This window comes from Pseudomonas sp. SM4 (assembly GCF_051913165.1).
In the GTDB taxonomy this organism is placed as follows: Bacteria; Pseudomonadota; Gammaproteobacteria; order Pseudomonadales; family Pseudomonadaceae; genus Aquipseudomonas.
In genome coordinates this window covers 14,492-34,546 of sequence record NZ_JBODOE010000021.1, presented here as the reverse complement: position 1 = coordinate 34,546, position 20,055 = coordinate 14,492, and the positions used below count along the sequence as shown (strand labels likewise).

The window sequence follows — 20,055 nt, the reverse complement described above, 5'->3', positions numbered from 1 at the left end:
ATGCGTTGGCGACCCTGCGTCGCACCGGGCGCAGGTCGTGGTTTTTCAGGCGTTGGAGGTTGGCCAGTCGATGTAACCCTTGGCGCCACCGCCGTAGTAACTCTCGCGTGGCGCGATGGTCAGTTCGAGCCCACGACGCAGACGCGTCACGAGGTCGGGGTTGGAAATGAACAGACGACCAAACGCCACCGCATCAATCCGGCCCTGCGCCCGACGCTCCAGTGCCATCGCCAGGTCGTAGTTGTTATTGCCGATGAATGCCCCTGTGAACTGCGCACTCAATGCATCCAGATCCACACCTTCAGGCACGGTGCGCGAGGTGGCCGTGGCGCCTTCGACGAAATGCAGGTAGGCCAGATCGAGGGGGTTGAGTTGCTGGATCAGGTAGCCGTAAGTCGCCATGACATTGCTGTCGGGCGGCGTATTCCCGGCATCCGGCGTGACCGGTGAAAGACGAATCCCGACGCGCTCGCTGCCCCAGATCGAGACCACGGCTTCGGTGACTTCCAAGGTCAGTCGAGCGCGGTTTTCAATGGAGCCGCCGTATCGGTCCGTGCGCTGGTTGGTGGAATCGCGCAGGAACTGGTCGAGCAGATAGCTGTTGGCGGAGTGCACTTCCACGCCATCGAAACCGGCGCGCTTGGCATTTTCGGCGGCCAGCCTGTACTGCTCGATGATCCCTGGAATTTCCCAGGTCTCCAGTGCGCGCGGCATCGACACCTCGACAAACCCTTTCTCGGTGTACGTGCTGCCTTCGGCCTTGATCGCCGAAGGCGCCACCGGCGCAGCGCCGCCGGGCTGTAACTCGACGCTGGAAAAACGCCCCACGTGCCACAATTGGCTGACGATTTTGCCGCCCGCTGCGTGTACGGCGTCGGTGACTTTTTTCCAGCCGGCGACCTGCTCTTCCGACCAGATCCCCGGCGTCATCGCATAGCCTCGGCCCTGCGCGGAAATATTCGTCGCCTCGGCAATGATCAGGCCGGCACTGGCGCGTTGGGCGTAGTACGTCGCGTGCATTTCATTCGGTACGCCGTCTTCGGCCATTCGGCTACGGGTCACCGGAGCCATGACAATCCGGTTGGCCAGTTGCAGTGCGCCCATGCTTACGGGTGAAAAAAGGTCGGTGTCTGAAGCGTAATCCGTCATAAATCCTCACAATCAATAGACCGGTCGTCTAGTAAACAAACCCAAAAAAAACGTCCCTGTGTCAGCAGACGTGCACGTGTGATCGGTGCAACCGCAAAGCTGCGTTGTCCCGGTTAGACCCTTGCCGCTGGGTGAGCGGGTAGCGGTTGCAGTTCGACCTTCTCCCACTTGGCGATCACCAGCGGTGCAATGGCATTACCCAATACATTCAACGTGGTGGTGCCGCTGTCGATGATCCTGAAGATGCCGGCAATCAGCGCCACACCTTCCAACGGCAGCCCGGCTGAAGCCAATGTGGCCGACAGAATGATGATGGCAAAACCCGGCACCCCTGCCGCCCCTTTGGAGGTCAGCACCATCGTCACCACCAGCAGAATCTGCTGAGACAACGACAGGTCGATGCCATAAAGCTGCGCGACAAAGATTGTCGCCACGCCGAGAAAAATCGACGCGCCATCGAGATTGAATGCATAGCCCACCGGCACCACGAAACTGACGATCCGACGCGGTACACCGTAGCTCTCCAGCTTGGTCATCAATTGCGGCATGACCGCCGCTGAGGCTGCACTGGAAAACGCCAGAATCAACTCGTTGCGGAAGTAGCGGATCAACTTGAAGATGTTTTCGCCAATCAAGTAACAAATGCCACCCAGCACCACCAAAGCGAAAAACATCAGTGCCAGATACACCACGCCAATCAACTTGAGCAGCGGCAACAATGAGGCGAAACCAAACGTCGCTACCGTCGCGCCGATCATGCCAAACACCCCGATTGGCGCGTAGGCCATGACGATTGAGACAACTTTGAACATTGCATCGGAGAGGCTCTGAACCACGGCGATGAAAGGCGCACTTTTGTCTTTCGGCAATGCGTTCAATGCCAGGCCCAACAGCACGGCGAAGAACAATACCGACAGCAACTTCGCCTCCGACATCGCCACGATCACGTTGTCTGGAACGATGTTCTGCAAAATCACCAAGGCGCCTTTCGAAGGCTCCAGGTTAATGGCCGCCGAACTGTGCGAGACGCCTGAAATATCGGTCCCGGTGCCGGGCTCGAAGAGGTTGGCGAAACACAAGCCAATGACGATCGCCAGCGCGGTAATTGCAAAGAAATAGCCGAGCGACTTCGCCCCCATCCGGCCAAACGACTTGCTGTCGCCACCGCCTGCAATCCCCAGGATCATGCAACAGAACACAATCGGTACAACCACCATCTTCATCATCTTGATAAAGATGTCACCGAGCGGTTTTAAGATCTCGGCGCTGACCCATGTTTGATACTGCGGATGCGTATTGAAGTACCAACCGACGAGCACGCCAAGCAACAGCCCGGCAACGATTTGCCACACCAAGGGAATACGTTTCATGTCTAGCCTTCTTGTTGGAATGAAAGGTCTGCGGGTAATCGCAGTTGCTAGAGTCATGAGCTTCCAGCTCACTAGAGATCAAATGGCACAACGCGGTTGTGCCATGCCTGTTGTTACTTGGCGAACAGTTGGCTCATATCCTTGAAGGCCTTGAACTCGAGGGCGTTGCCGCACGGGTCGAACAGAAACATGGTGGCTTGCTCGCCCACCTGACCTTTGAAACGAACGTACGGTTCGATCACAAACTCGGTCCCAAACGACTTCAGACGCTCGGCCAACGCTTCCCATTGCGCCCAACCCAGGATGATGCCGAAGTGCGGTACCGGCACATCGTGACCATCGACCGGGTTGCTGTGAACGCTCTCTTGCGAGGCGGTTTTCGGGTGTTCGTGAATGACCAGTTGGTGACCATAAAAATCGAAGTCGACCCACTGCGTGCTGGAGCGCCCTTCTTCAAGACCAAATACCTCACCGTAAAAGGTCCGCGCTGAAGCCAGGTCGTAAACAGGGATTGCCAGGTGGAAAGGTGAAAGGCTCATCAGAACTCCAGATATTTTTGTTGGTTGGCGAATTCCCACCGTCATTGGCGCTCTCGGTTCAGCCGTTGCCGGGGATGGGAAACATCCTAGGACGGAAAACAAAACAGAAAAATCAATATATATTTCTTAGAAACACAATTAATATTTGTGAATGATCAAAGAACTCAAGACACTCATCGCTGTGGCGCGCGAAGGCACATTCGCTGCGGCCGGCAACAAGATCGGCCTCACACAGGCCGCCGTCAGCGCACAAATCCAGCGGCTGGAAGCGGAACTCGGCTTCGAGATATTCGACAGGAAAGGCCGCTCGGCGCACCTCAACAAAATGGGCCACCAGATCCTGCTGCAAGCGCAGGAGTTGCTCAGGCTTTACGAAAATCTGGGCTCGACGACGATGGGACAACCGCCCAGTGTGCTGGTAAACATCGGCGCCATTGCGTCGGTGCAACGTTCCTATTTGCCGGATGCGCTGGCGAAGTTTCACCAACATTGTCCGCAGTGCCGCACGCGTGTGGTCCCGGGGCTGTCGATGGAGATGGTGAACCTCGTCGACGCTGGCGAGATCGACATGGCCGTCATCATTCGCCCGCCTTTCTCGCTGCAGAGCGATCTGCGCTGGACGACTCTGACGCTGGAGCCCTACCGCCTGATCGTGCCGCGCGACGTGCCGGGAGAAGACTGGTCTGAACTGCTCTCCAGCCAACCCTTCATTCGCTATGACCGATCATCCTTCGGCGGCAGACAGGTCGACCGCTTTCTGCGGCAAATGCATTTCACCTTGCATGAGGTGTGCGAACTGGATGAGCTGGAGGCGATCGTCAAACTGGTGGAAAACGGCGTCGGCGTTGCGCTGGTGCCACAAACAACGCCCGAACCGCAATGGCCGGCAGGCGTGCGGGCACTCGACCTCGGGGCGCACACTTTTCACCGGGATATCGGCCTGGTCCATCGCTCTCGCCGCAGCATGACTGAACCGGTGCGGAAGATGGCTGACCTGATCAGTGAGCAGGTCAAGGGCGGCTTCCTCTAGCAACACAGCGATCGTTGCCAATGATCAAATCAGGATTGGCGAACCTTGAATCCGCTTACGTAAATTGGCGCATGTCCCTCATCACGCCGTGACGACGGTCAACTCCGGCCAGATTTATGGCTGTGCAGCGTCAATGGCTGACGCCACACGCTGTCATTCGCAGCGTTGCCAAACAAGCTTTGCTACTCTGCCGCATCCACTCCATCAGGACAAACGGCGATGGAAATTGCCCCACAGTTCATTGTTCATGAAACCGACCATTGGATTATCAACCACCACCTGGCGAGCGCCCTCCCCGGCTATCTGATGCTGGGTTCCAGGCTCAACACCTCATCATTGGCTGATTTATCGCCTGACGCACTGACGGAAATGGGTGGCCTGCTGGCCAAGACCCAGCAGATCATGGAGCGGCAATTGAGCCCCAGGCATGTGTACATTGGCCGCTTTGGTCATCAACCGGGCTGGCCCATTCACTTCCATTTCATTCCGGTTTATCACTGGGTCGAAGACTTGTTCTGGAAGGATGAGCGCTATCGGCAACTGGCAAATTTTGCCTACGCTGAAAACGCCCTCGCGGCGACTGACGGTGCCGAGCTGACGCTGTTTATCTGGAGAGAGTTTGGGGAAAACCCGACACCTCCAGAGACGCCGGGGCTATCGGTCGAAGAAGTGATCACCCAACTGCGTAATGCGTTCCGGTGATCAAAAACTGCAGTTCGATGTGCTGTCGTTGCGGAGATGAAATGGCATCTCCCGCTAATTTCAAAGTGTTCGAGAGCGCCGCACGCTTGGGCAGTCCGGCGGCTGCGCTTGAGTTGCATGTCAGCGTCGGCGCGGTTGCATCGCTGATGGCCGTCATTGTTTAACGTTTTTGGGGATGTGTTTAAGGACACCTGACGTTACGTCCGAAAGGCTACAACGCCTTGCGCCGTTGCCTACGACTACGCCAGAATCCGCCGGCTTGTGCGCCTGGCATGCCATCGGTAACTTGATTCGCGTCACTGATTCTCAGTGATCGGGTTTAGTAGCCCGTGGTAAATGAAAGTGCACAAGCGTCTGTCAAAAAGGTATTCACGTACCTGCACTTGATGGCGGCTGTGCGTAGGGCGCCCCCGGGCGCGCCGGCTTTCTTCTTTTCCCCGGTCTACTAACCTGCGCACCGCTGCCACCCCCTGTTTAGTAGCTCGGCGCGGCGGCCACATAACAGGAAAAAGAAGAACATGTTCAAGATAACGCCGAACCCTCCGGACATTGATCCGGCTTCACCGTACGAATCACTCGATTGCAGAAAAATGCACGACGCGGCTGAACGCGCACTCGATCACTATCTCAATCCCGCTGCCGCGATCATGGCTGCGCCGTATCAGGCGAGCACGATGTTTCTGGTTAATCCGGAAACGGATACCGAGTCATTGCTGGTCAACGCCTGCGAATCGCTGGCCTCGGCCTCCATCATGCTGGGGGATGTCGCGGGGTTGGTGGATGGGCCGATTCGCAAGACGTTGCTGGGCATTGCGCAGGTGGTGATGCTTGGGGAGTTGGCGGTGAATCGAGCTTTGGACAGGGTTGAGATTACAGACTAGGTCCATACCGTTCAGTGACGATTTGGCCGTCGCCACTGAACGCATCAGATTTTGAGTGCTTGTGCATGGCTGCTTTCGGACATTTCCGGCTTCTCGCGGAGATAGAATAGCGGCCGCTGGTTCTTTCTGTGATGAGCTGACACTTCGTCCGGTATATTTCAGGCATAACCCGTAGTCGATGCCGCATGAAGTTCAACCCTTACAAATTCTAAAACTCAGCGATGGAATGAGAATGTCCAAAAAAATCATCTATGCCAAAGAGTTCGACATCTGCGTATCGATGTCAGATTTAGTAACCTGGGAAGGTGACCAGAAAACTCCCAGCGCCGACCTGCAGGCGGTATTTACAATCCTTGAAATTCCCGTCGACATTCTCGAACTCCACGAGTTGTATTTTGCCCACCCTTACAGCGGCTACGGCGACGTGCATGTGTATCATGCTGAAAATAACGGAGGCAGTATTTTCGCCATCGACTTGTATCGAGAGCTCACGGATCAGCAAGATTTGACAGGTCTGTTTCTGCGTATTGAAGGTCCTGTATTTGATCAGGCTCTCGCTCATCTCCGGTCTTTCTTTGACAGCGCCAGCAGCCAAGTAGCTTTTGAGCAGGCAAGTTACTCCAGGAGACTTCGCGAAAGGCTTGACGCAAGCAGGTACCCTCGACTGGTCGAAGAAGATCACGACTTCCTGCAGCAGCATTTCATTCATCGGTGACGCTAGCCAATCAGACACTGCACAAGTCCGATTCAGCATTGGCTTCTCGCCATTGCTCCTCGGTACCGAGTTTTTGTCACCGGCAAGGAGATATTCGTGGCCCGAAAAGCCCACGGCATAGTGCCGCGACACGACGTTGATGTTTAAACAGGAAGCATTGCAACAGTGCGATTTGAGGTGGTCTGAGTCGAATGCATGGATGCTGGTGTACCCGATTCGAGACGCCAGGACTTTGTGCTTTGATTTCATGTACAACCAACAAGAGCCGCCTCAGAAAGCGTTGTCTGTACTGCTAGGGAAGTACCCGGAATGTACGGTTATCGATTGGTCGGCGGGACGTTTGGCCTGTATTGAGGCCGAGAGTGTTGACGTTGAGACGCTAGCGGAAATCATCCAGGACGTTGCCGCGGCTGTTTGGGGTGACCACAGCTCGGTCATCGATGCTTCTTATGAGGAAATGAGTAGAGCCTGATCCGAAGCGTTCATGCCTGGAGCCGTTCCTGAGCAACAATTGACCACGAACATGGGCTCCCTAGTCCACCGTAATCGAAGGAGATGTTTTCAATGCTCCCCCCTAACAACGACTTGAGGACCGACTTCATAGTAGTGCTCAAGGAAATCACCGCGCTGATGTCCATTGCATACGAACAAACCGGCCCAGTACCGGACGGCCATCCGTTAGCTCAGGCAGGTTTGGAGAGTGGTGGTGAAATCGTTCTGGATTATGTCGATCACAATGAGGCTGGATTAGCGTTCGAACACCTTGCTGCCCTCAACGAATGTGCCGCCGACATGCAACTGCTCAAGGATTTTGAGAGCCAAGAGGCCGTAGACTACTTCAGGCTTGGTGTCATTTCGGACGTACCGGATGTGGGTAACGACATGTGAGGTGCCAAAGCGTCGATTCGCCTCCGATGTTCCTTCGAGTACGCTTGCAACGATATCAGCCTCAACTAATGGTTCGTGATTACATGCCCCCTGCGGCGGGAGACACTCACAGATCGGCTCATGCTGCTCACCAACTCCAAGGCGCAGTTGTAGGAGATTATGCCGAGGCCCAGTAATACGTGAAGCGGCAAGGTACTCTCCGTGGCGGACGAAATGCATGTGATGTGGCTCTACTGTTTGGTTAAAGGGGGCACTCTAGCCCATCTTAGAGGCTCAATCATGCCCGTCGAGTGGAGCAGCTTGTTGGCATTAGAGGCAACCACTCTGATGGAATTCCCGTCGTTCTTTCACAGTACTGAATCGGTCCTTCTTCCGTAGACGCTTTCAAAGGACCGCTTCTGGCCTTTTTTTGCCTGTCGCGATCGATTGAATCCACAACCCAAAGCAGCCACTCGCTGAAGCTTAGGGTGCGGAGCAGCAGAGAGTCCCGGAGAGCGAAACGAATCACTTGGACGACTTATTATAGGAAGTCACTTCGCACGAAAATGCCGAATAAGTTCACTTGCCTTTGTTGATGCATAAAAAATTAAAATTGAAAAAGCTATAGCACTTACCGTCGGGCCGATGGAATTTATGCCTACTGCGATTTGTATATATATAGATATAAATAAGATAAGGATTGTGTAGCTTATGGCGACCTTGTTAAATGCGGCCAGCAATAGCGGAACTATTGAAATTATAGTTGAATGAGCTGCAATGGTTAAAATTATCTCCATGATCAGCCGAAGAGGAACACCGTCAAATTGTGCTTGCGCAATTGCAATCAAGGGTTCGTACAAAAACATCTGCCCCCCCCAACGACAGTCGCACTGATTCCAATAAAGGGCAAGGTTGTTTTTTTCGTAATGTTCATCGTACTTCCACTGACTCCTATAATCCTTGTTAAGGACATCGTCGTTTCATAACATTCCTTGCTATACGCTAAGACGTTACTTTTCTTAGATCCTAACATGGCAAATGCGGAACCAAGCAGAGAAAAAAGTGATATGAAGTCGGCCAAATTACCGAGCGTTAGCAGTCAATGAGTGGCGGGCTATGGACTCGCTGACACGCTGTTGAGTGGCTACTTTTGGTCGGAAGCATTCACTCATTGATGACCGTTTCCAACATGGTGGTCGTTTAAATAGGTGCGAACTGACATTAACCCAGCGCCTTGAGATGACTAAAGCTTCGATGCCTGAATGGCTGCGTCAAGCAATGGCCCTGTGATTTTTCTGTCGTTGTAATCACCGACGAAGTAATTGATTCGATTAGCCAGGTGCTGAATGGATAGCCAGCCCAGGCCGTGGTAGTCACGCAACTCCTCGGCGTTCAGCTTGATCAGGCATTCGTAACTCACGAAAGACGCTTCACATTCGACGAGAATATAAACAGCGCCATCCTCTGCCCTGAGAAGATGCCAGTAGTCGTCCGTAATGTGGTATGCCGCAGGTGCGATCTGAACCAAATCCATGTCTTATTTCCGTGCGGCCCACTGTCTTTTAGAACACCAAATGGCGAAACACGCCTGATCGCGCCTCACACGCTTATCTATACGGGGATGCGCTGGCATGTGAGGAGAACTACGCCGCCATACTCTCGCCGGCGGTCGTCATCTGCGACCGTGGCCGTTGTCACCTTCTCGTAACCGGGCAACGTTCTTGTCGATGCAGCCTTTAATCATACGCAGGGTATCGCGCGTAATAACCTTCGGGTACATCTCATCGGCGATAGCTGCAAACTGGCTGGCCACATCACAAATGCCGTCAATCATCTTGCCGGCAAGTTCCTGGGGCACCTCGGCTTCCTCTGCAAGCCGAAGCATGTCCGCGCGGAAAACTTCCTCTGCATGCCCCATCACGTCCATCTGGTGATATCCGCCAGGCCCTTCGCAAAAGGTCACATCGTATGCCGGCGCCAGTCTCCACTGACCTTCTTTCGACATGATGTAAGAGAAGTTTTTCGGATGGTCGTCTCTGTTGTTGAACGCAACATTGAAGACGGCACGCTCGAAGGCCAGCGCCATCTCTCGCACGTCGTTGGTACAAATCTGCGTCGCGCGCATGAAATTGACGTAGTCCAAAACGCCTGGAGACCTGTAATTGGCGCCAGTGAAGGCCGCGAGACTCTGCATGGGCACGCGCATGCCGTCCTGACGATCAAAGCGCTTGCTTGCAAACGCCGCTAACCCATTTGGCAGACTAAAGTACGCCGTTTCAGGAGTCTCGATACCGCACAGACGCAGGCATTGGGCGTAGACCATTTCAATAGCACACACCTCGGCATGCTCTTCCTTGGCTGGGAACTTAACCAGCCAGGCTTCAAAGCCCGGTGTAACAGCCGTAGTAAAAGCGTCGGTTTCGGGGTTGCGATAAACCAGCGCCTTTGGCCTTGCACCTTGAGGTGAACCACCCACTAACATCAGTGTCTGCAGGAACTCGCCACCTTCTCCGTGGAGCACGCTCTTCACTTCGGCGGCAAGCTGCTCCAACGGAATGTGGACTTCTGACTTCTGACCTTCTGGCGCCACGGGTTCAAACGTCATGGCGCCCATCGCATTGCTACCAATGTAGGCCAGCCGCTGCAGTGCGCCGATGCGTGCCGTTGAGAGATCACGTCTGCGGAACATACGGTCCATCAGCAGCATGCCCCACCCGTCCGGCAACGAGTCATAAACAGGCCCTGGCAAGTCCAATTGATAGTCGGGAAAATGTTGACGCAACTGGGGGCCTTTCAACGGCAGCCTGTAGGACGATAACTCCAATCCACTTTGCTTGGCTTCGTTGCTGTACTCGAACACGATCTTTGGGCGACCGGTCAGAGTTGTAGACACCAGCGTGCCCCAACGCCATCGCTCTCCCCAGCCCTCGTAAAAGACATTCACTTGTTCAAGCAAGACCAGGACTCCTCTTCACACGCATACGCTTGGCACTGGTCTCATAGCGCTTGATGTCCTCGATGCTCTCCAGCTTCGGCAAGAACAGGCTTTCAAGCTCTTTGGTTCGACCAAGGGCGATGGCGATCCGGACAACGTTCTCAAACCCGACATTGCGCCCGGCTTCCAGGTTGGACACGGTGTTGGCTGCAATGCCGGCACGCCCGGCTAAGTCGGCTTGAGTCATGTCCAGCGCCAGGCGCTCTGTGCGCAAGCGATCGCAGAGGCGCTTCACGACCTCGCTCGGCTTACTAAAGCTTAAATCCAACATAGTGTGCATCCAACCCAATAAATGGCAGTCAGTAACCGAATCATAGGTTTTATGCGCAATCCAATCAATCAGCCTAATACCAATATAATAGGGCTTATGGCGAATTAATCCAGCCAAAACCACAAGATAATGGAGTTATGTTGGGCTTCTCGTTCCAGTCGCCGGCTCGACTGAATGCGGTTCAGATAACCGTAGATGTAGATCTTCAGGAGGACAGCGCGATGGTAAGCCGGCCTGCCAGTATCTGCCGGCATGGCGCCTTCAAAACCCAGTTTTATCAGGTCAAGTTCGTCGACAAAAACGTCGAGTACGCGCACCGGATTGGTATCCGTGACGTAATCGTCGAGGCTCTCTGGATGGACGTTGCTTTGGCCTCGATGCTCACCTTGGATAAAGCGCTTTATGGGCGATCCTTGCGATGAAATCCTCAGAAATCATAGCAAGGTTTGCGAAGCCGTTTTTACACACTCTTGGCCGCCAAGGGTCAAGCCTTTTTGCAAAACAAACCTTGAGGCGAGCCATTCTCGAACGTTACATCGCACGCTTCAACGTATCCCTCTACAGGCGCAAGAGGAGTAACTTCGAAGGTCAATACAAGCCTACCTTCCTTAAACTCCCCTTTTTTTAATTCAACCTCAGAATACCCATCAATTAAATTTTTTCCATCTATAGAGCAAAACTCTTTTTCTTTAAATATTTTTCCGTCACCACCAGGAATAAACGTTTGCACCGTGACACACGGAGTAGCAAAAGATGTCAAATACCTGACTATATATTTATCTACCTTGCCGGTATCTGCTCGATACACTTGCTCATAGTCAAACTCAGCAGCAATTGCGCCACTCAAACAAGACGGAAGGAACGATATAAAAATCACTAAGAAAACAGACTTCATCACTGACCCTCCAAGTAACGAACCCTTTCGGAGAATCTCTCCGACGGCACGCTTTCCCAATTACTTTTTCTGGAAATCTCTTGCTTGATCTTCTCCAGATCATTTTCAACAAATGGCTTCTGAATAAACTTTCGGGACGGCTTGTGATAGTCGCCGCGATATCGTAAATCGATGATGATATCTTGTATTTTTTTACTAACCGAATCCCAAGACAAAATACCGTAATCCTTCTGATTGACTCCTCCTCGGGATATACTCAGAACGCTTTGCTTCATAACCTCGTAGACACTAATAAAAAGTTTATATTGCTGTTTTCGAGTAATAGTATGAAGCCTGATTTCTTTGCTGGCATTGTTCAGATAGGCCTTTGCAGCTTGCCCCTGCTTTCCTTTAGCCCCAACCAGCCACGACAGCAACGGTTCCCTTACGCCGGCATTGGCAAGATCGGTCTTTGGATCAGGTTGTTGACCCAGATCGTATCCACGACCGATTGTCACTCCAGAAACGCCCCCTGGCCAGTGAACTATTCGACTGAAGTATCGATGTGAAGGATGGCTAGCGTCCTCAAAGTCGTTCCCTTCCACGTCAAACGTCAACTGACCATAAGGCACATTCAGCCACTTCAAATCGTTCTCATCGGCTGGGTATGTGAAATTGCCAAGCAATCCCATCAGGTGAAAGTGCCAAGCTTTCCCATCGCTTGGTAAGCCGGACTCTTTCCACCACGATAATTTTTCAATCCTTTTTTTCTCATTAGCCCAGTCCAAATTAGGCTCCAAGGGCGTGTGATTCAGTAGCAGATCGAGTTCATTCCACTTTTCAGCATCCCAAAACCATTCACTTTCATAGCGCGTTATCAGTTGCGATATCGATTGTGCGTGCCAGAGTTTACCCAACGCAGAGTGAATCTCCTTGAGGCTGAATTTCTTGTCTTTGTCGGTATCTATGATGTCGTAGAGTCTTTGCTTGAGCGGGCCTGTATCCGCCTGGCTAATTTTGACGCGATAATTTTCACGCTCTTCATCATTGAGCAGACGGCGTGCATCAAGAAGATGGGCTAGGTGATCGACAGGCTTACCATTCTCTTCAATAAAGTCGAAGCCCTCCCAATCCCACGGGCTGTGACGGGTGGTGATCAGATCTTGCTCTGCTAGCCAACCATTTATGGGGTTACCCTTTTCGTCCTCCAGCAAGTTATCCAGCCGCCACCATTGAGTGGCTTGCGCTGCCGAGCCTGAGGCAAAGGTCTTGGTGTCAGTTAACTGATGAGAAGCTGGCAGATCTTCCAAGACTCGTTGAGGAACGATAAGGTCAACACCGACGATAGAACCTTTCTTGCAAATGTCAGGTGGTTTTTTGGCACTGATGTCGTCCTTGTGCTCAATCAGACGACTCGCACCTTTATGGATCTTCAGCAACGGCTTCTGCTTTTCTTCCATGCCCTTCGCATGGCTTCGACTTTTACCTATGAAGGCTGGCACGTCATCGCAGCTAAAGATCTCCAGATGCAACAGCGATCTGACGTCACTATCTTTGGCATTTTGATAAGGCCCCAGATGCCCGACGACTTCTCCTGCCTTGATGTCATATGGCTTAGGCAATAAGTAAAAGGTATCGGTTACAGGCTTGCTGGGTTGGGCCTGTAACGCGCTAAAAGCCACATATCCATGGATATTTTTCGCAATTTCAGCAGTCAACGGCGGCGTATTCGTGCCCTCGCTCAACGTACTGATTTTTCGATATTCACCGCTGCCTTCATCCAACGTCAGCTTCACACCTTGGGGAAGAACAGCCGTGACTGAGTGTTTTTGCTTGCCCTTCGCAGTTTTGTATACGTTCAAACCTTTACCGGGCAACAGTTCGGCATTGGAGTCATCGGCTTGTACGGAAACTACATAAGTATCCGGACCAACAGACTCCAGCTCTCCGGTATTCACCCATGCATCACCGATCGTTTGAGGAAAGGAACGGCCATCGAGAATGGTGCTCAACCTCTTCCACTTGTTGGATGTCGGAGCGGATTCAGCTGTTTGGATTTTGGTACCTTTGGGTAGCAAGCCATTCTTTACCCGATGCGCCGGTGTTCCCGGAGCTCCCGCTCTGGTGCTCAATCCGAGGAAATCATCGACCGCTTTCTGTGCCTTGAGGCCATAGGACTTTGGACCGAAGAATGCGGGAGTCTCTAAGGCATCGTTTTTGAGGTAGCCAGCCCAATCAAGCAAATGCATGTAAAGACTGTAAAACGTCAGCTCACCTACCGGAGGCTTATCTTTGGCTTGACCGCTATCGTTGCCAGGTATTTCAAGTCGATGCCTGACCAATACAAGCCCTGTGGAATAAGGGGCATGCACTACACGCATATGCTCACCAAAGCATTCTGTAGTGGGGGCATGCTCATCTACCCGGTACGCAATGACCTGCCCATCGGCAATACAGCGTACGGAGGACTGATCTAGAAACTTACCCGTCTCGTTATCGAAATGAACGCCCCCATGCCAAGAGCCATTAGTACCCACTGGATAGAAACCACCAAGGGCCTTCGCTAATGCTTCGTGATATTGCCGGGGATCCTGAGCCTCGGAGGCTTGTGAACTCCCACTCTTCAGTTTGAAAGGGTATGCCCAATGCTCAACTTTTTTTTGCTTTTCCATGACCCAAACCTGCTATCCGTGTCCTTTTGCCTGCCTGCTGAATTATCCAGTCGCGTTGGCCCTTGCTTGCGAGAAGCGCGCAGATAGTAGAGTCCATGGAAGCTCCAATCAAGTAATCGCACCCATCGGTAGCAGGCGATCTGCCAGTATGATGAGTCCACGTACTGAAGGATCAGGGCATTAGGTTTTTCCTGAGGCTTATTGAACGACCGCTATTGGTGCAGATTATGTAAAAACGCCTTTGCGGATACGAGCTAAGTCAGCTAATACCAGATATTACGAGGAGAATGCTGACAATTTAGTTGAGAGAACTGGAGACTGACGGGGTCACTCACTCGCGCCATTGGTGGGTGCAATGCGAGAATGGGGAGCAGTGCATGAGCGCACGATCCTGGAGCTCAGACGTTCTGCCGAATGTGACGAAAGGTCAGAGTCTCTAGCTTGAGTTTTAACGCAGGGCGACGCTGGGTTGGCTCACAACCCAAGGTTCGCGCGGGGATGTTGTAGTTCAACGCAACCCTCACTCGAAGAATCGGAGAATCCAGGAAACACACACGCACACTTTCTTCAAACGTATTGCGATAACCAGGCTGACTGAACGAGTACCGCCTTAAGTAGCCAGGGCGCAACGCCCTGGCAGACAGCAGAGACTACTTTTTCTTCTTCGCCGGTTTTTCGGCCTTCTCTGATTTCTCAGATTTCTTGGCCTTTTCGGGCTTGCTATCAGCTTTCTTGGCAGACTTTTTCGGTTCGGCGTCTTTTTTCTTGTCTTTCTTATCCTTGTCGGAGGATTTCGAAAGAGCCGAAGCGGCCGCAGCCTTCTTCGTCGGTGATGACTTCTTGTCTTTCAGTTCCTTACTGGCTTTGGAAGCTTCACCTTTGCTTTTCTTATCGTCTTTAGCCACGTTGACCACCTCTCGGAGCATGCCGGTATTGGCAGATCGCCTGTGGAATTATCCATGGGCTAATCATTAGGTGAGCGTGCCCGGGAGCGGTTCAAATTGTTTTGCGGCGTTTTGACGTGAGTGCGTCGTTCGGAGATGAGTGACTGACTGACTCCGACTATTTTGCTGCCGAATGCCAGCACCTAGTCTTTGGCCAGCCGCTTCTGCCAATCGCCGCCCTGGATGTTCTGACACTCTTGCTCCGAGTCGAAGCGGACATTGCGATCGGTAAGCTTCAGCTCGATATCAGCCTCATTCAACGCGATAGCCGTCAGCTCAAAGATCCGCTCTTTCGCCTCAATTTGGGCGAGCTGTCTGTCGGCCAGCGTTTCAAACACCCAGATCACTTTCAGGGTGTGAGCCACTGCATTCAGGTCACCCGTGTGGGTCAGCCAGGTAAAGCCTTTGATTTCACCTTTTGCTGTTTCGCACGCCTCGGTCAGCGTGGTGATCAGCAGGCGCTCCAACCGCGCCAGTTCACGTTTGCCTGCAGGCATTGCAAGTTCCTTCCAAAGATCAACAGGGGAAGCGGCATCCCAGGTTTTCTGATCGAGGAGTATACCGACGATATCCCTCATCAACGTTGATGCCCGCGGGCTGAATACTGCCCTCCAGACCAACCTGCTAATCTCTCTCCATGAAAACCGCCATCATCTCCGACACCCACGGCCTGCTCCGTCCCGAGGCGCTGACCGCGATCCAGGGCGTTGAACTCATCCTCCACGCCGGCGACATTGGCAGCGCGCAGATCCTCAGCCAATTGACGCAAATCGCCCCAGTCCACGCCGTGCGCGGCAATAACGATCTGGATCTGCCTTGGGCAAATGACCTCCCCGACCACCTCACGCTCGACCTCAACGGCTGGCAAACCCTACTCATCCACGACATCGCCGACGTCCCCGCCTTCCTCGACAACCATACCCGACTGATCATTACCGGCCATTCCCACAAGCCCTTGATCGAATGGCGCGGCGAGCGGCTTTACCTGAACCCGGGCGGCGCCGGTCGCCGTCGTTTCAAATTGCCGGTGACGCTCGCCCTGCTCGACGTGGGCGCTGATGCTCTGCAACCACAACTGATTCACCTGCTGCCCTGACCCGCCAGTTCGGTTGTGCCTTGGCGCGCTCGCACATCATCGTTTTCCGAGCCAAAATTGCCCACTTCCCAATCAACCCCAGGAAAGCCACGACCGAACATGAGCGAACTCCCCCGATCCAACGCTCGGCATGACGCGGCGAAACGAAAGAAAATCCACGCAGCGGTCACGGCGAGAAACCTGGCAAGTGCGGCGAACACAACCAAGTGGGATGAACTGATCGACCATTTCCGCAGGCTTGAGGGCTGGCGTCCGTCCTATCGATCCAAGTACGTCAACGGATATATCTCGGAATGGGATGTCGAGTGGTTCTACCATTTGCCGTTTCCCTTTGCGGGCGTCGAATGGTCGACATCGGCTTATGGGAACTGGCCCCCTCGGAAGGACGACTGCTGGCACGCAAGATCATCGATCACACCGACGAGATATCGAAGGCCGTGGCACACATTGGATTCGAGTTTGAAGTACGCGCAGACATCCTGAGAATCTGGGGATATTTGCCAAAATCCTATGACGACTTTCCTAGTGCTCCAGCGCCTTCGCCATGATGATCGTGCGCTCCGCCTGATGGTACTCATCCCGGACTTTCGTGAAGCCCAGCGCCGCGTAGAAGCCTTCGGCAGTAATCGACGAGGGCACACGCAGTAGGTCGATACCTGCGCTCAGGGCGGCTGTTTGAAGCTGCTCCATGAGGTGTCTGCCGACCGCCAGCCCTTGATGGCGTGGATCGACAAACACGCTGCGAACAACGTCGTGATCAAGGCTCGCGGTGGCCACGACATGACCGTCGAGCGTGGTCACGAAGACCTGACGCCGGGCCAACAAGTCCAGGACTGCTCGCGGCGAGAAACTTTGCTCCACCTGATCAATGATGTCAGATGAGTAGTCCAGCGCGTTGGACTCGCGAAGCGTATGGATAATGACCCGGCTGATCGCCGAGGCATCTGCCGGTGTCGCGGTGCGAATCAGGTAATCCATTCTGATAAGTCCTCCCAATCATTGGCGAGACGAGTGCCGCGCAGACAAATGACAGCCATTACAGCGGTTTAGTCTGTAATCACAAAACCAGCGTTGAGCCCGTGCTACGGCTGATATAGAACATTTTGGCAGCATTTTGCGCCATTGCTCATTTCTTACCTGCCGTGAAACTTTTCCGCCCCATCCGGCCTGATCACCTAACCTCTTAGGTTGTGTGTTAATCGAGAGTCGGCCTGCCCCATGCGCCACACCCTGAAGTCGTTGTTTCTTATCGTTTTCATGCTGCTCGCCGCCGGCAGTCCATCGCTGTGGGCCGCCGATCTGCCGGCGCCTGCCGCGACCGCTGCCGCCCCGCTTCCGGTGATCTCGCAAAGTGACTTGCAGGCCCTGCAACAACGCCTCGATGGCCTCAAACAACAAATTTCCGCCGCGAACAATTACAACCAACTCGAAGGCCCGCAGGATCGGGTGCAGGCGTTTATTCTGGACGTCGACAAATTGTCGGCGGCGTTGTTGCCGCAGCAGGCGCAGTTGGCGGTGCAATTGGGCGTGCTGGGCGCGGCGCCGGATACGGAAATCGCCGCCGAGCAAGCGGACATCGTCGCGCAGCGTGCGGCGTTGACGGAGCAGAAGAACAAGGTTGATGGGACGCTGAAAAGTCTGGCGGCGCTGAAGCAGAGTGCGGCGGATCTGATTACGCAAATCGCCGGGATTCGGCGCACGTTGCTGGAGAGCGAGCTGACGCTGGGCACGCAGAGTGTGCTGAACCCGGACTTCTGGACGCCACTGGTCAAGCCTTCGCTGGACGATCGTCAGCGCTTCGGCTTTTTCGTCGATCAAGTGGCCCAAACCTGGGCCACGGTGTGGGCACCGGGGCGCTATTTTTTTACCGTGGTGCTGGTGTTGCTGGCGCTGGTGGTGTGGACGTTCGGCCGGCGTCTGGCCGAGCGCGGGCTGACCTGGCTTTGCATTCATCGCGTGCCCGAGGGGCGCTTGCGCCGCAGTGCACTGGCGTTTGCTTCGGCGCTGGCGACGATTGCGACCACCGCCCTCGCCCTGCATTTGCTGTTTTACGCGCTGACTCGCCACGCGCCGCTGCCGCCCGTGCTGTCGACGTTTTCCGAAGAGTTCGAAAAGGCTGTGTATGCCTGCGTGCTGATCACCGGGCTGAGTCGTGCGTTGTTGTCGATCGATCATCCTTCATGGCGGCTGCCGGCGATTCATGATCAGGTGGCGCAAGCGCTGAAACGCTTCCCGCGTATTCTCTCCGGCACGTTGCTGGTGCTGGTGACGCTGGTGCAGGTATGCAACGCCACCGGCATGAGCAGTCAGATCGTGCTCGCCGGGCGCGGTGTGACGTCGATGGTGGTGATGGTCATCGTCGTGACGCTGCTGTTGCGCGTCGGCAAAGTGCGCAAGGCGTTGGTGGCCGGCAATGACCCGCAAGCGAACAGTACGTTTGCCGGGGTGATGTACACCATTGCCAGTATCGCGATGTTTGTCTCGGCGATTGCACTGCTCACCGGCTACGTGTCGCTGGCGCGTTTCATCACCTATGAAGTGGTCTGGGCCTACATTGTGCTGTCGGGGTTTTACCTGCTGATCCAGGTGATCAAGGACGGCTGCGAGTACGCTTTTTCGCCCAAACACGCGAGCGGCAAGGCGCTCAAGCAGTTACTTGGCATCGGCGATCGGCGTCTCGATCAGATCTCGATTCTGTTGTCCGGATTCAGCCGCGCCGCCCTGTTGCTGCTGGCGGTGATTGCGTTGTTCGTCGGAGGCATCGGCACCACGCTCGGGCAGTTGGCGAGCAACATCATGGCCATCCTCGGTGGCGCCGGGTTGCGCAAATTCAACATCGTCCCGGCGCATCTGCTCAACGCGGTGCTGGCGCTGATGATCGGCATCTGGCTGATCCGCGCCTTGCGCCGTTGGCTCGACAATGAATTCCTGCCCAAGACCGACATGGACCCGGGCATGTGCGCGTCGTTGAGCACGCTGTTTTCCAACATCGGCTATGCCTTTGTGATCCTGCTGACGCTGTCGTCGCTGGGCGTGCAGTGGACCAACCTGGCGTGGATCGTCAGCGCGCTGTCGGTGGGCATTGGTTTCGGTTTGCAGGAAATCGTGAAGAACTTCGTCTCGGGTTTGATTCTGCTGACTGAGCGGCCGGTGAAGGTCGGTGATTTGATCAGCATCAGTGGTGTCGAAGGCGATATCCGGCGGATCAACGTGCGCGCCACGGAGATCCAGCTCAGCGACCGCTCGATCGTGATCGTGCCGAACTCGCAACTGATCTCGCAGAACCTGCGCAACGTTACGCTGGGTGGCAGTGCTCAGGGCGTGGCGTCGCTGGAGTTGATGTTTCCGCTGGATATCGACCCTGAAGAGGTGAAGGAACTGCTGTTGGGCACCTACCGCGAGAACGAAACCATCCTCGATAAACCGGCGCCGTTTGTACGGTTCAGCAAATTGTCGCCGGACGGGATCACGTTGACGGTGACCGGGTACGTGGGCAGCCCGAGGATTGTCGGTGTGACCAAAAGTGATCTGCTGTTCGAGATTCTCAAGCGTTTGGGCACGGCGGGGATTGCGCTGGCCAAACCGCCGAGTGCGTAGCAGACACAAATCCCTGTGGAGCGGGCTTGCCCGCGAAGGGGCCAACCCATTCAAAATCTCCAGCGACAGACACACCGCTATCGCTGGCAAGCCAGACTCCCACAGGTCATGCGCCGTGAATGCAATCTTCGCCACACCACAACCCACCTGTAGGAGTGAGCCTGCTCGCGATGGCGCCCTGTCAGCCAATAATGAGTTGGCTGACACACCGATATTGCTGGCAAGCCAGACTCCCACAGGTTACGCGGCGTGAATGCAATCTGTGCCACGCCACAAATCCCCTGTAGGAGTGAGCCTGCTCGCGATGGCGGTGTGTCAGCTAATAATGAGTTGGCTGACACACCGCTATCGCG

21 protein-coding genes and 3 pseudogenes are annotated in these 20,055 nt (G+C 54.3%); 11 read left to right on the top strand and 13 right to left on the bottom strand.

The window, feature by feature from the left end:
* Nucleotides 1-45 precede the first annotated feature (45 nt).
* The 3 genes from ACQ4MY_RS27820 to ACQ4MY_RS27810 all read right to left on the bottom strand — a co-directional run bounded on the left by ACQ4MY_RS27820 (nucleotide 46) and on the right by ACQ4MY_RS27810 (nucleotide 3,058).
* Nucleotides 46-1,149, bottom strand: coding sequence for an alkene reductase (locus ACQ4MY_RS27820; RefSeq protein WP_440097126.1), 1,104 nt, complete (start codon nucleotides 1,147-1,149; stop codon nucleotides 46-48).
* A gap of 113 nt (nucleotides 1,150-1,262) precedes the next feature.
* On the bottom strand, nucleotides 1,263-2,519 hold the full coding sequence (locus tag ACQ4MY_RS27815) for a cation:dicarboxylate symporter family transporter (RefSeq protein WP_440097172.1): 1,257 nt from the start codon (nucleotides 2,517-2,519) through the stop codon (nucleotides 1,263-1,265).
* Nucleotides 2,520-2,632: 113 nt separating this feature from the next.
* Nucleotides 2,633-3,058: a VOC family protein gene (locus tag ACQ4MY_RS27810; protein ID WP_008085681.1), complete on the bottom strand. Its 426-nt coding sequence runs from the start codon at nucleotides 3,056-3,058 to the stop codon at nucleotides 2,633-2,635.
* A 151-nt stretch (nucleotides 3,059-3,209) separates the two neighbouring features.
* Between ACQ4MY_RS27810 and ACQ4MY_RS27805 the strand changes: the two genes are divergently transcribed.
* The 6 genes from ACQ4MY_RS27805 (at nucleotide 3,210) to ACQ4MY_RS27780 (ending at nucleotide 7,274) form a co-directional block, all read left to right on the top strand.
* Nucleotides 3,210-4,088: a LysR substrate-binding domain-containing protein gene (locus ACQ4MY_RS27805; RefSeq protein WP_440097125.1), complete on the top strand. Its 879-nt coding sequence runs from the start codon at nucleotides 3,210-3,212 to the stop codon at nucleotides 4,086-4,088.
* 219 nt (nucleotides 4,089-4,307) lie between these two features.
* Nucleotides 4,308-4,790, top strand: coding sequence for an HIT family protein (locus tag ACQ4MY_RS27800; protein ID WP_440097123.1), 483 nt, complete (start codon nucleotides 4,308-4,310; stop codon nucleotides 4,788-4,790).
* A gap of 41 nt (nucleotides 4,791-4,831) precedes the next feature.
* Nucleotides 4,832-4,954, top strand: coding sequence for a hypothetical protein (locus ACQ4MY_RS27795; RefSeq protein WP_440097122.1), 123 nt, complete (start codon nucleotides 4,832-4,834; stop codon nucleotides 4,952-4,954).
* Between the two features lie 354 nt (nucleotides 4,955-5,308).
* Entirely contained in the window at nucleotides 5,309-5,671 is a 363-nt protein-coding gene (locus ACQ4MY_RS27790) for a DUF6124 family protein (protein WP_440097121.1), read from the top strand.
* Nucleotides 5,672-5,903: 232 nt separating this feature from the next.
* On the top strand, nucleotides 5,904-6,386 hold the full coding sequence (locus ACQ4MY_RS27785) for a hypothetical protein (protein WP_440097120.1): 483 nt from the start codon (nucleotides 5,904-5,906) through the stop codon (nucleotides 6,384-6,386).
* Nucleotides 6,387-6,950: 564 nt separating this feature from the next.
* The gene (locus ACQ4MY_RS27780) at nucleotides 6,951-7,274 is read left to right on the top strand and encodes a hypothetical protein (protein WP_440097119.1); all 324 of its coding nucleotides are present in this window, start codon (nucleotides 6,951-6,953) and stop codon (nucleotides 7,272-7,274) included.
* Between the two features lie 530 nt (nucleotides 7,275-7,804).
* On the opposite strand, the gene ACQ4MY_RS27775 is transcribed toward ACQ4MY_RS27780, so the two are convergent.
* Entirely contained in the window at nucleotides 7,805-8,119 is a 315-nt protein-coding gene (locus ACQ4MY_RS27775) for a hypothetical protein (RefSeq protein WP_440097118.1), read from the bottom strand.
* Nucleotides 8,120-8,496: 377 nt separating this feature from the next.
* Nucleotides 8,497-8,787, bottom strand: coding sequence for a hypothetical protein (locus ACQ4MY_RS27770; protein WP_440097174.1), 291 nt, complete (start codon nucleotides 8,785-8,787; stop codon nucleotides 8,497-8,499).
* A 21-nt stretch (nucleotides 8,788-8,808) separates the two neighbouring features.
* Between ACQ4MY_RS27770 and ACQ4MY_RS27765 the strand changes: the two are divergent.
* Nucleotides 8,809-8,892 (top strand): annotated as a pseudogene (locus tag ACQ4MY_RS27765) (WYL domain-containing protein); the annotation flags it as partial.
* 33 nt (nucleotides 8,893-8,925) lie between these two features.
* Here ACQ4MY_RS27765 and ACQ4MY_RS27760 read toward each other — a convergent pair.
* From ACQ4MY_RS27760 to ACQ4MY_RS27730, 7 genes and pseudogenes are all read right to left on the bottom strand, one after another.
* Nucleotides 8,926-10,209 carry a type II toxin-antitoxin system HipA family toxin gene (locus ACQ4MY_RS27760; protein WP_440097117.1) on the bottom strand — a complete coding sequence of 428 codons (1,284 nt, stop codon included), beginning with the start codon at nucleotides 10,207-10,209 and terminating at the stop codon, nucleotides 8,926-8,928.
* A complete protein-coding gene (locus ACQ4MY_RS27755) occupies nucleotides 10,202-10,519 on the bottom strand; it encodes a helix-turn-helix domain-containing protein (RefSeq protein WP_008085698.1) in 318 nt (105 codons plus the stop codon). Before ACQ4MY_RS27755 ends, ACQ4MY_RS27760 begins: the two co-directional genes overlap by 8 nt.
* Nucleotides 10,520-10,638: 119 nt before the next feature.
* A pseudogene (locus ACQ4MY_RS27750) lies at nucleotides 10,639-10,923 on the bottom strand (transposase); the annotation flags it as partial.
* 80 nt (nucleotides 10,924-11,003) lie between these two features.
* Nucleotides 11,004-11,414: a hypothetical protein gene (locus tag ACQ4MY_RS27745; protein ID WP_440097116.1), complete on the bottom strand. Its 411-nt coding sequence runs from the start codon at nucleotides 11,412-11,414 to the stop codon at nucleotides 11,004-11,006.
* A complete protein-coding gene (locus tag ACQ4MY_RS27740; protein WP_440097115.1) occupies nucleotides 11,414-14,065 on the bottom strand; it encodes a hypothetical protein in 2,652 nt (883 codons plus the stop codon). Before ACQ4MY_RS27740 ends, ACQ4MY_RS27745 begins: the two co-directional genes overlap by 1 nt.
* A 650-nt stretch (nucleotides 14,066-14,715) precedes the next feature.
* A complete protein-coding gene (locus ACQ4MY_RS27735; RefSeq protein ID WP_178117018.1) occupies nucleotides 14,716-14,979 on the bottom strand; it encodes a hypothetical protein in 264 nt (87 codons plus the stop codon).
* Nucleotides 14,980-15,152: 173 nt separating this feature from the next.
* Nucleotides 15,153-15,506: a hypothetical protein gene (locus ACQ4MY_RS27730; protein WP_440097171.1), complete on the bottom strand. Its 354-nt coding sequence runs from the start codon at nucleotides 15,504-15,506 to the stop codon at nucleotides 15,153-15,155.
* 140 nt (nucleotides 15,507-15,646) lie between these two features.
* Between ACQ4MY_RS27730 and ACQ4MY_RS27725 the strand changes: the two genes are divergently transcribed.
* The 3 genes and pseudogenes from ACQ4MY_RS27725 to ACQ4MY_RS27715 all read left to right on the top strand — a co-directional run bounded on the left by ACQ4MY_RS27725 (nucleotide 15,647) and on the right by ACQ4MY_RS27715 (nucleotide 16,653).
* Complete coding sequence (locus ACQ4MY_RS27725) at nucleotides 15,647-16,105, top strand: metallophosphoesterase family protein (protein WP_440097114.1); 459 nt, start codon at nucleotides 15,647-15,649, stop codon at nucleotides 16,103-16,105.
* Between the two features lie 99 nt (nucleotides 16,106-16,204).
* A pseudogene (locus ACQ4MY_RS27720) lies at nucleotides 16,205-16,393 on the top strand (DUF6678 family protein); the annotation flags it as partial.
* 5 nt (nucleotides 16,394-16,398) lie between these two features.
* The gene (locus ACQ4MY_RS27715; protein ID WP_440097113.1) at nucleotides 16,399-16,653 is read left to right on the top strand and encodes a DUF6678 family protein; all 255 of its coding nucleotides are present in this window, start codon (nucleotides 16,399-16,401) and stop codon (nucleotides 16,651-16,653) included.
* Here the strand turns inward: ACQ4MY_RS27715 and ACQ4MY_RS27710 are convergent.
* The gene (locus ACQ4MY_RS27710) at nucleotides 16,628-17,083 is read right to left on the bottom strand and encodes a GNAT family N-acetyltransferase (protein WP_158835541.1); all 456 of its coding nucleotides are present in this window, start codon (nucleotides 17,081-17,083) and stop codon (nucleotides 16,628-16,630) included. The two genes, ACQ4MY_RS27715 and ACQ4MY_RS27710, sit on opposite strands and share 26 nt — an antisense overlap.
* Before the next feature lie 240 nt (nucleotides 17,084-17,323).
* On the opposite strand from ACQ4MY_RS27710, the gene ACQ4MY_RS27705 reads away from it, so the two are divergent.
* Nucleotides 17,324-19,702: a DUF3772 domain-containing protein gene (locus ACQ4MY_RS27705; protein WP_440097112.1), complete on the top strand. Its 2,379-nt coding sequence runs from the start codon at nucleotides 17,324-17,326 to the stop codon at nucleotides 19,700-19,702.
* The last annotated feature ends 353 nt before the right edge of the window (nucleotides 19,703-20,055 follow it).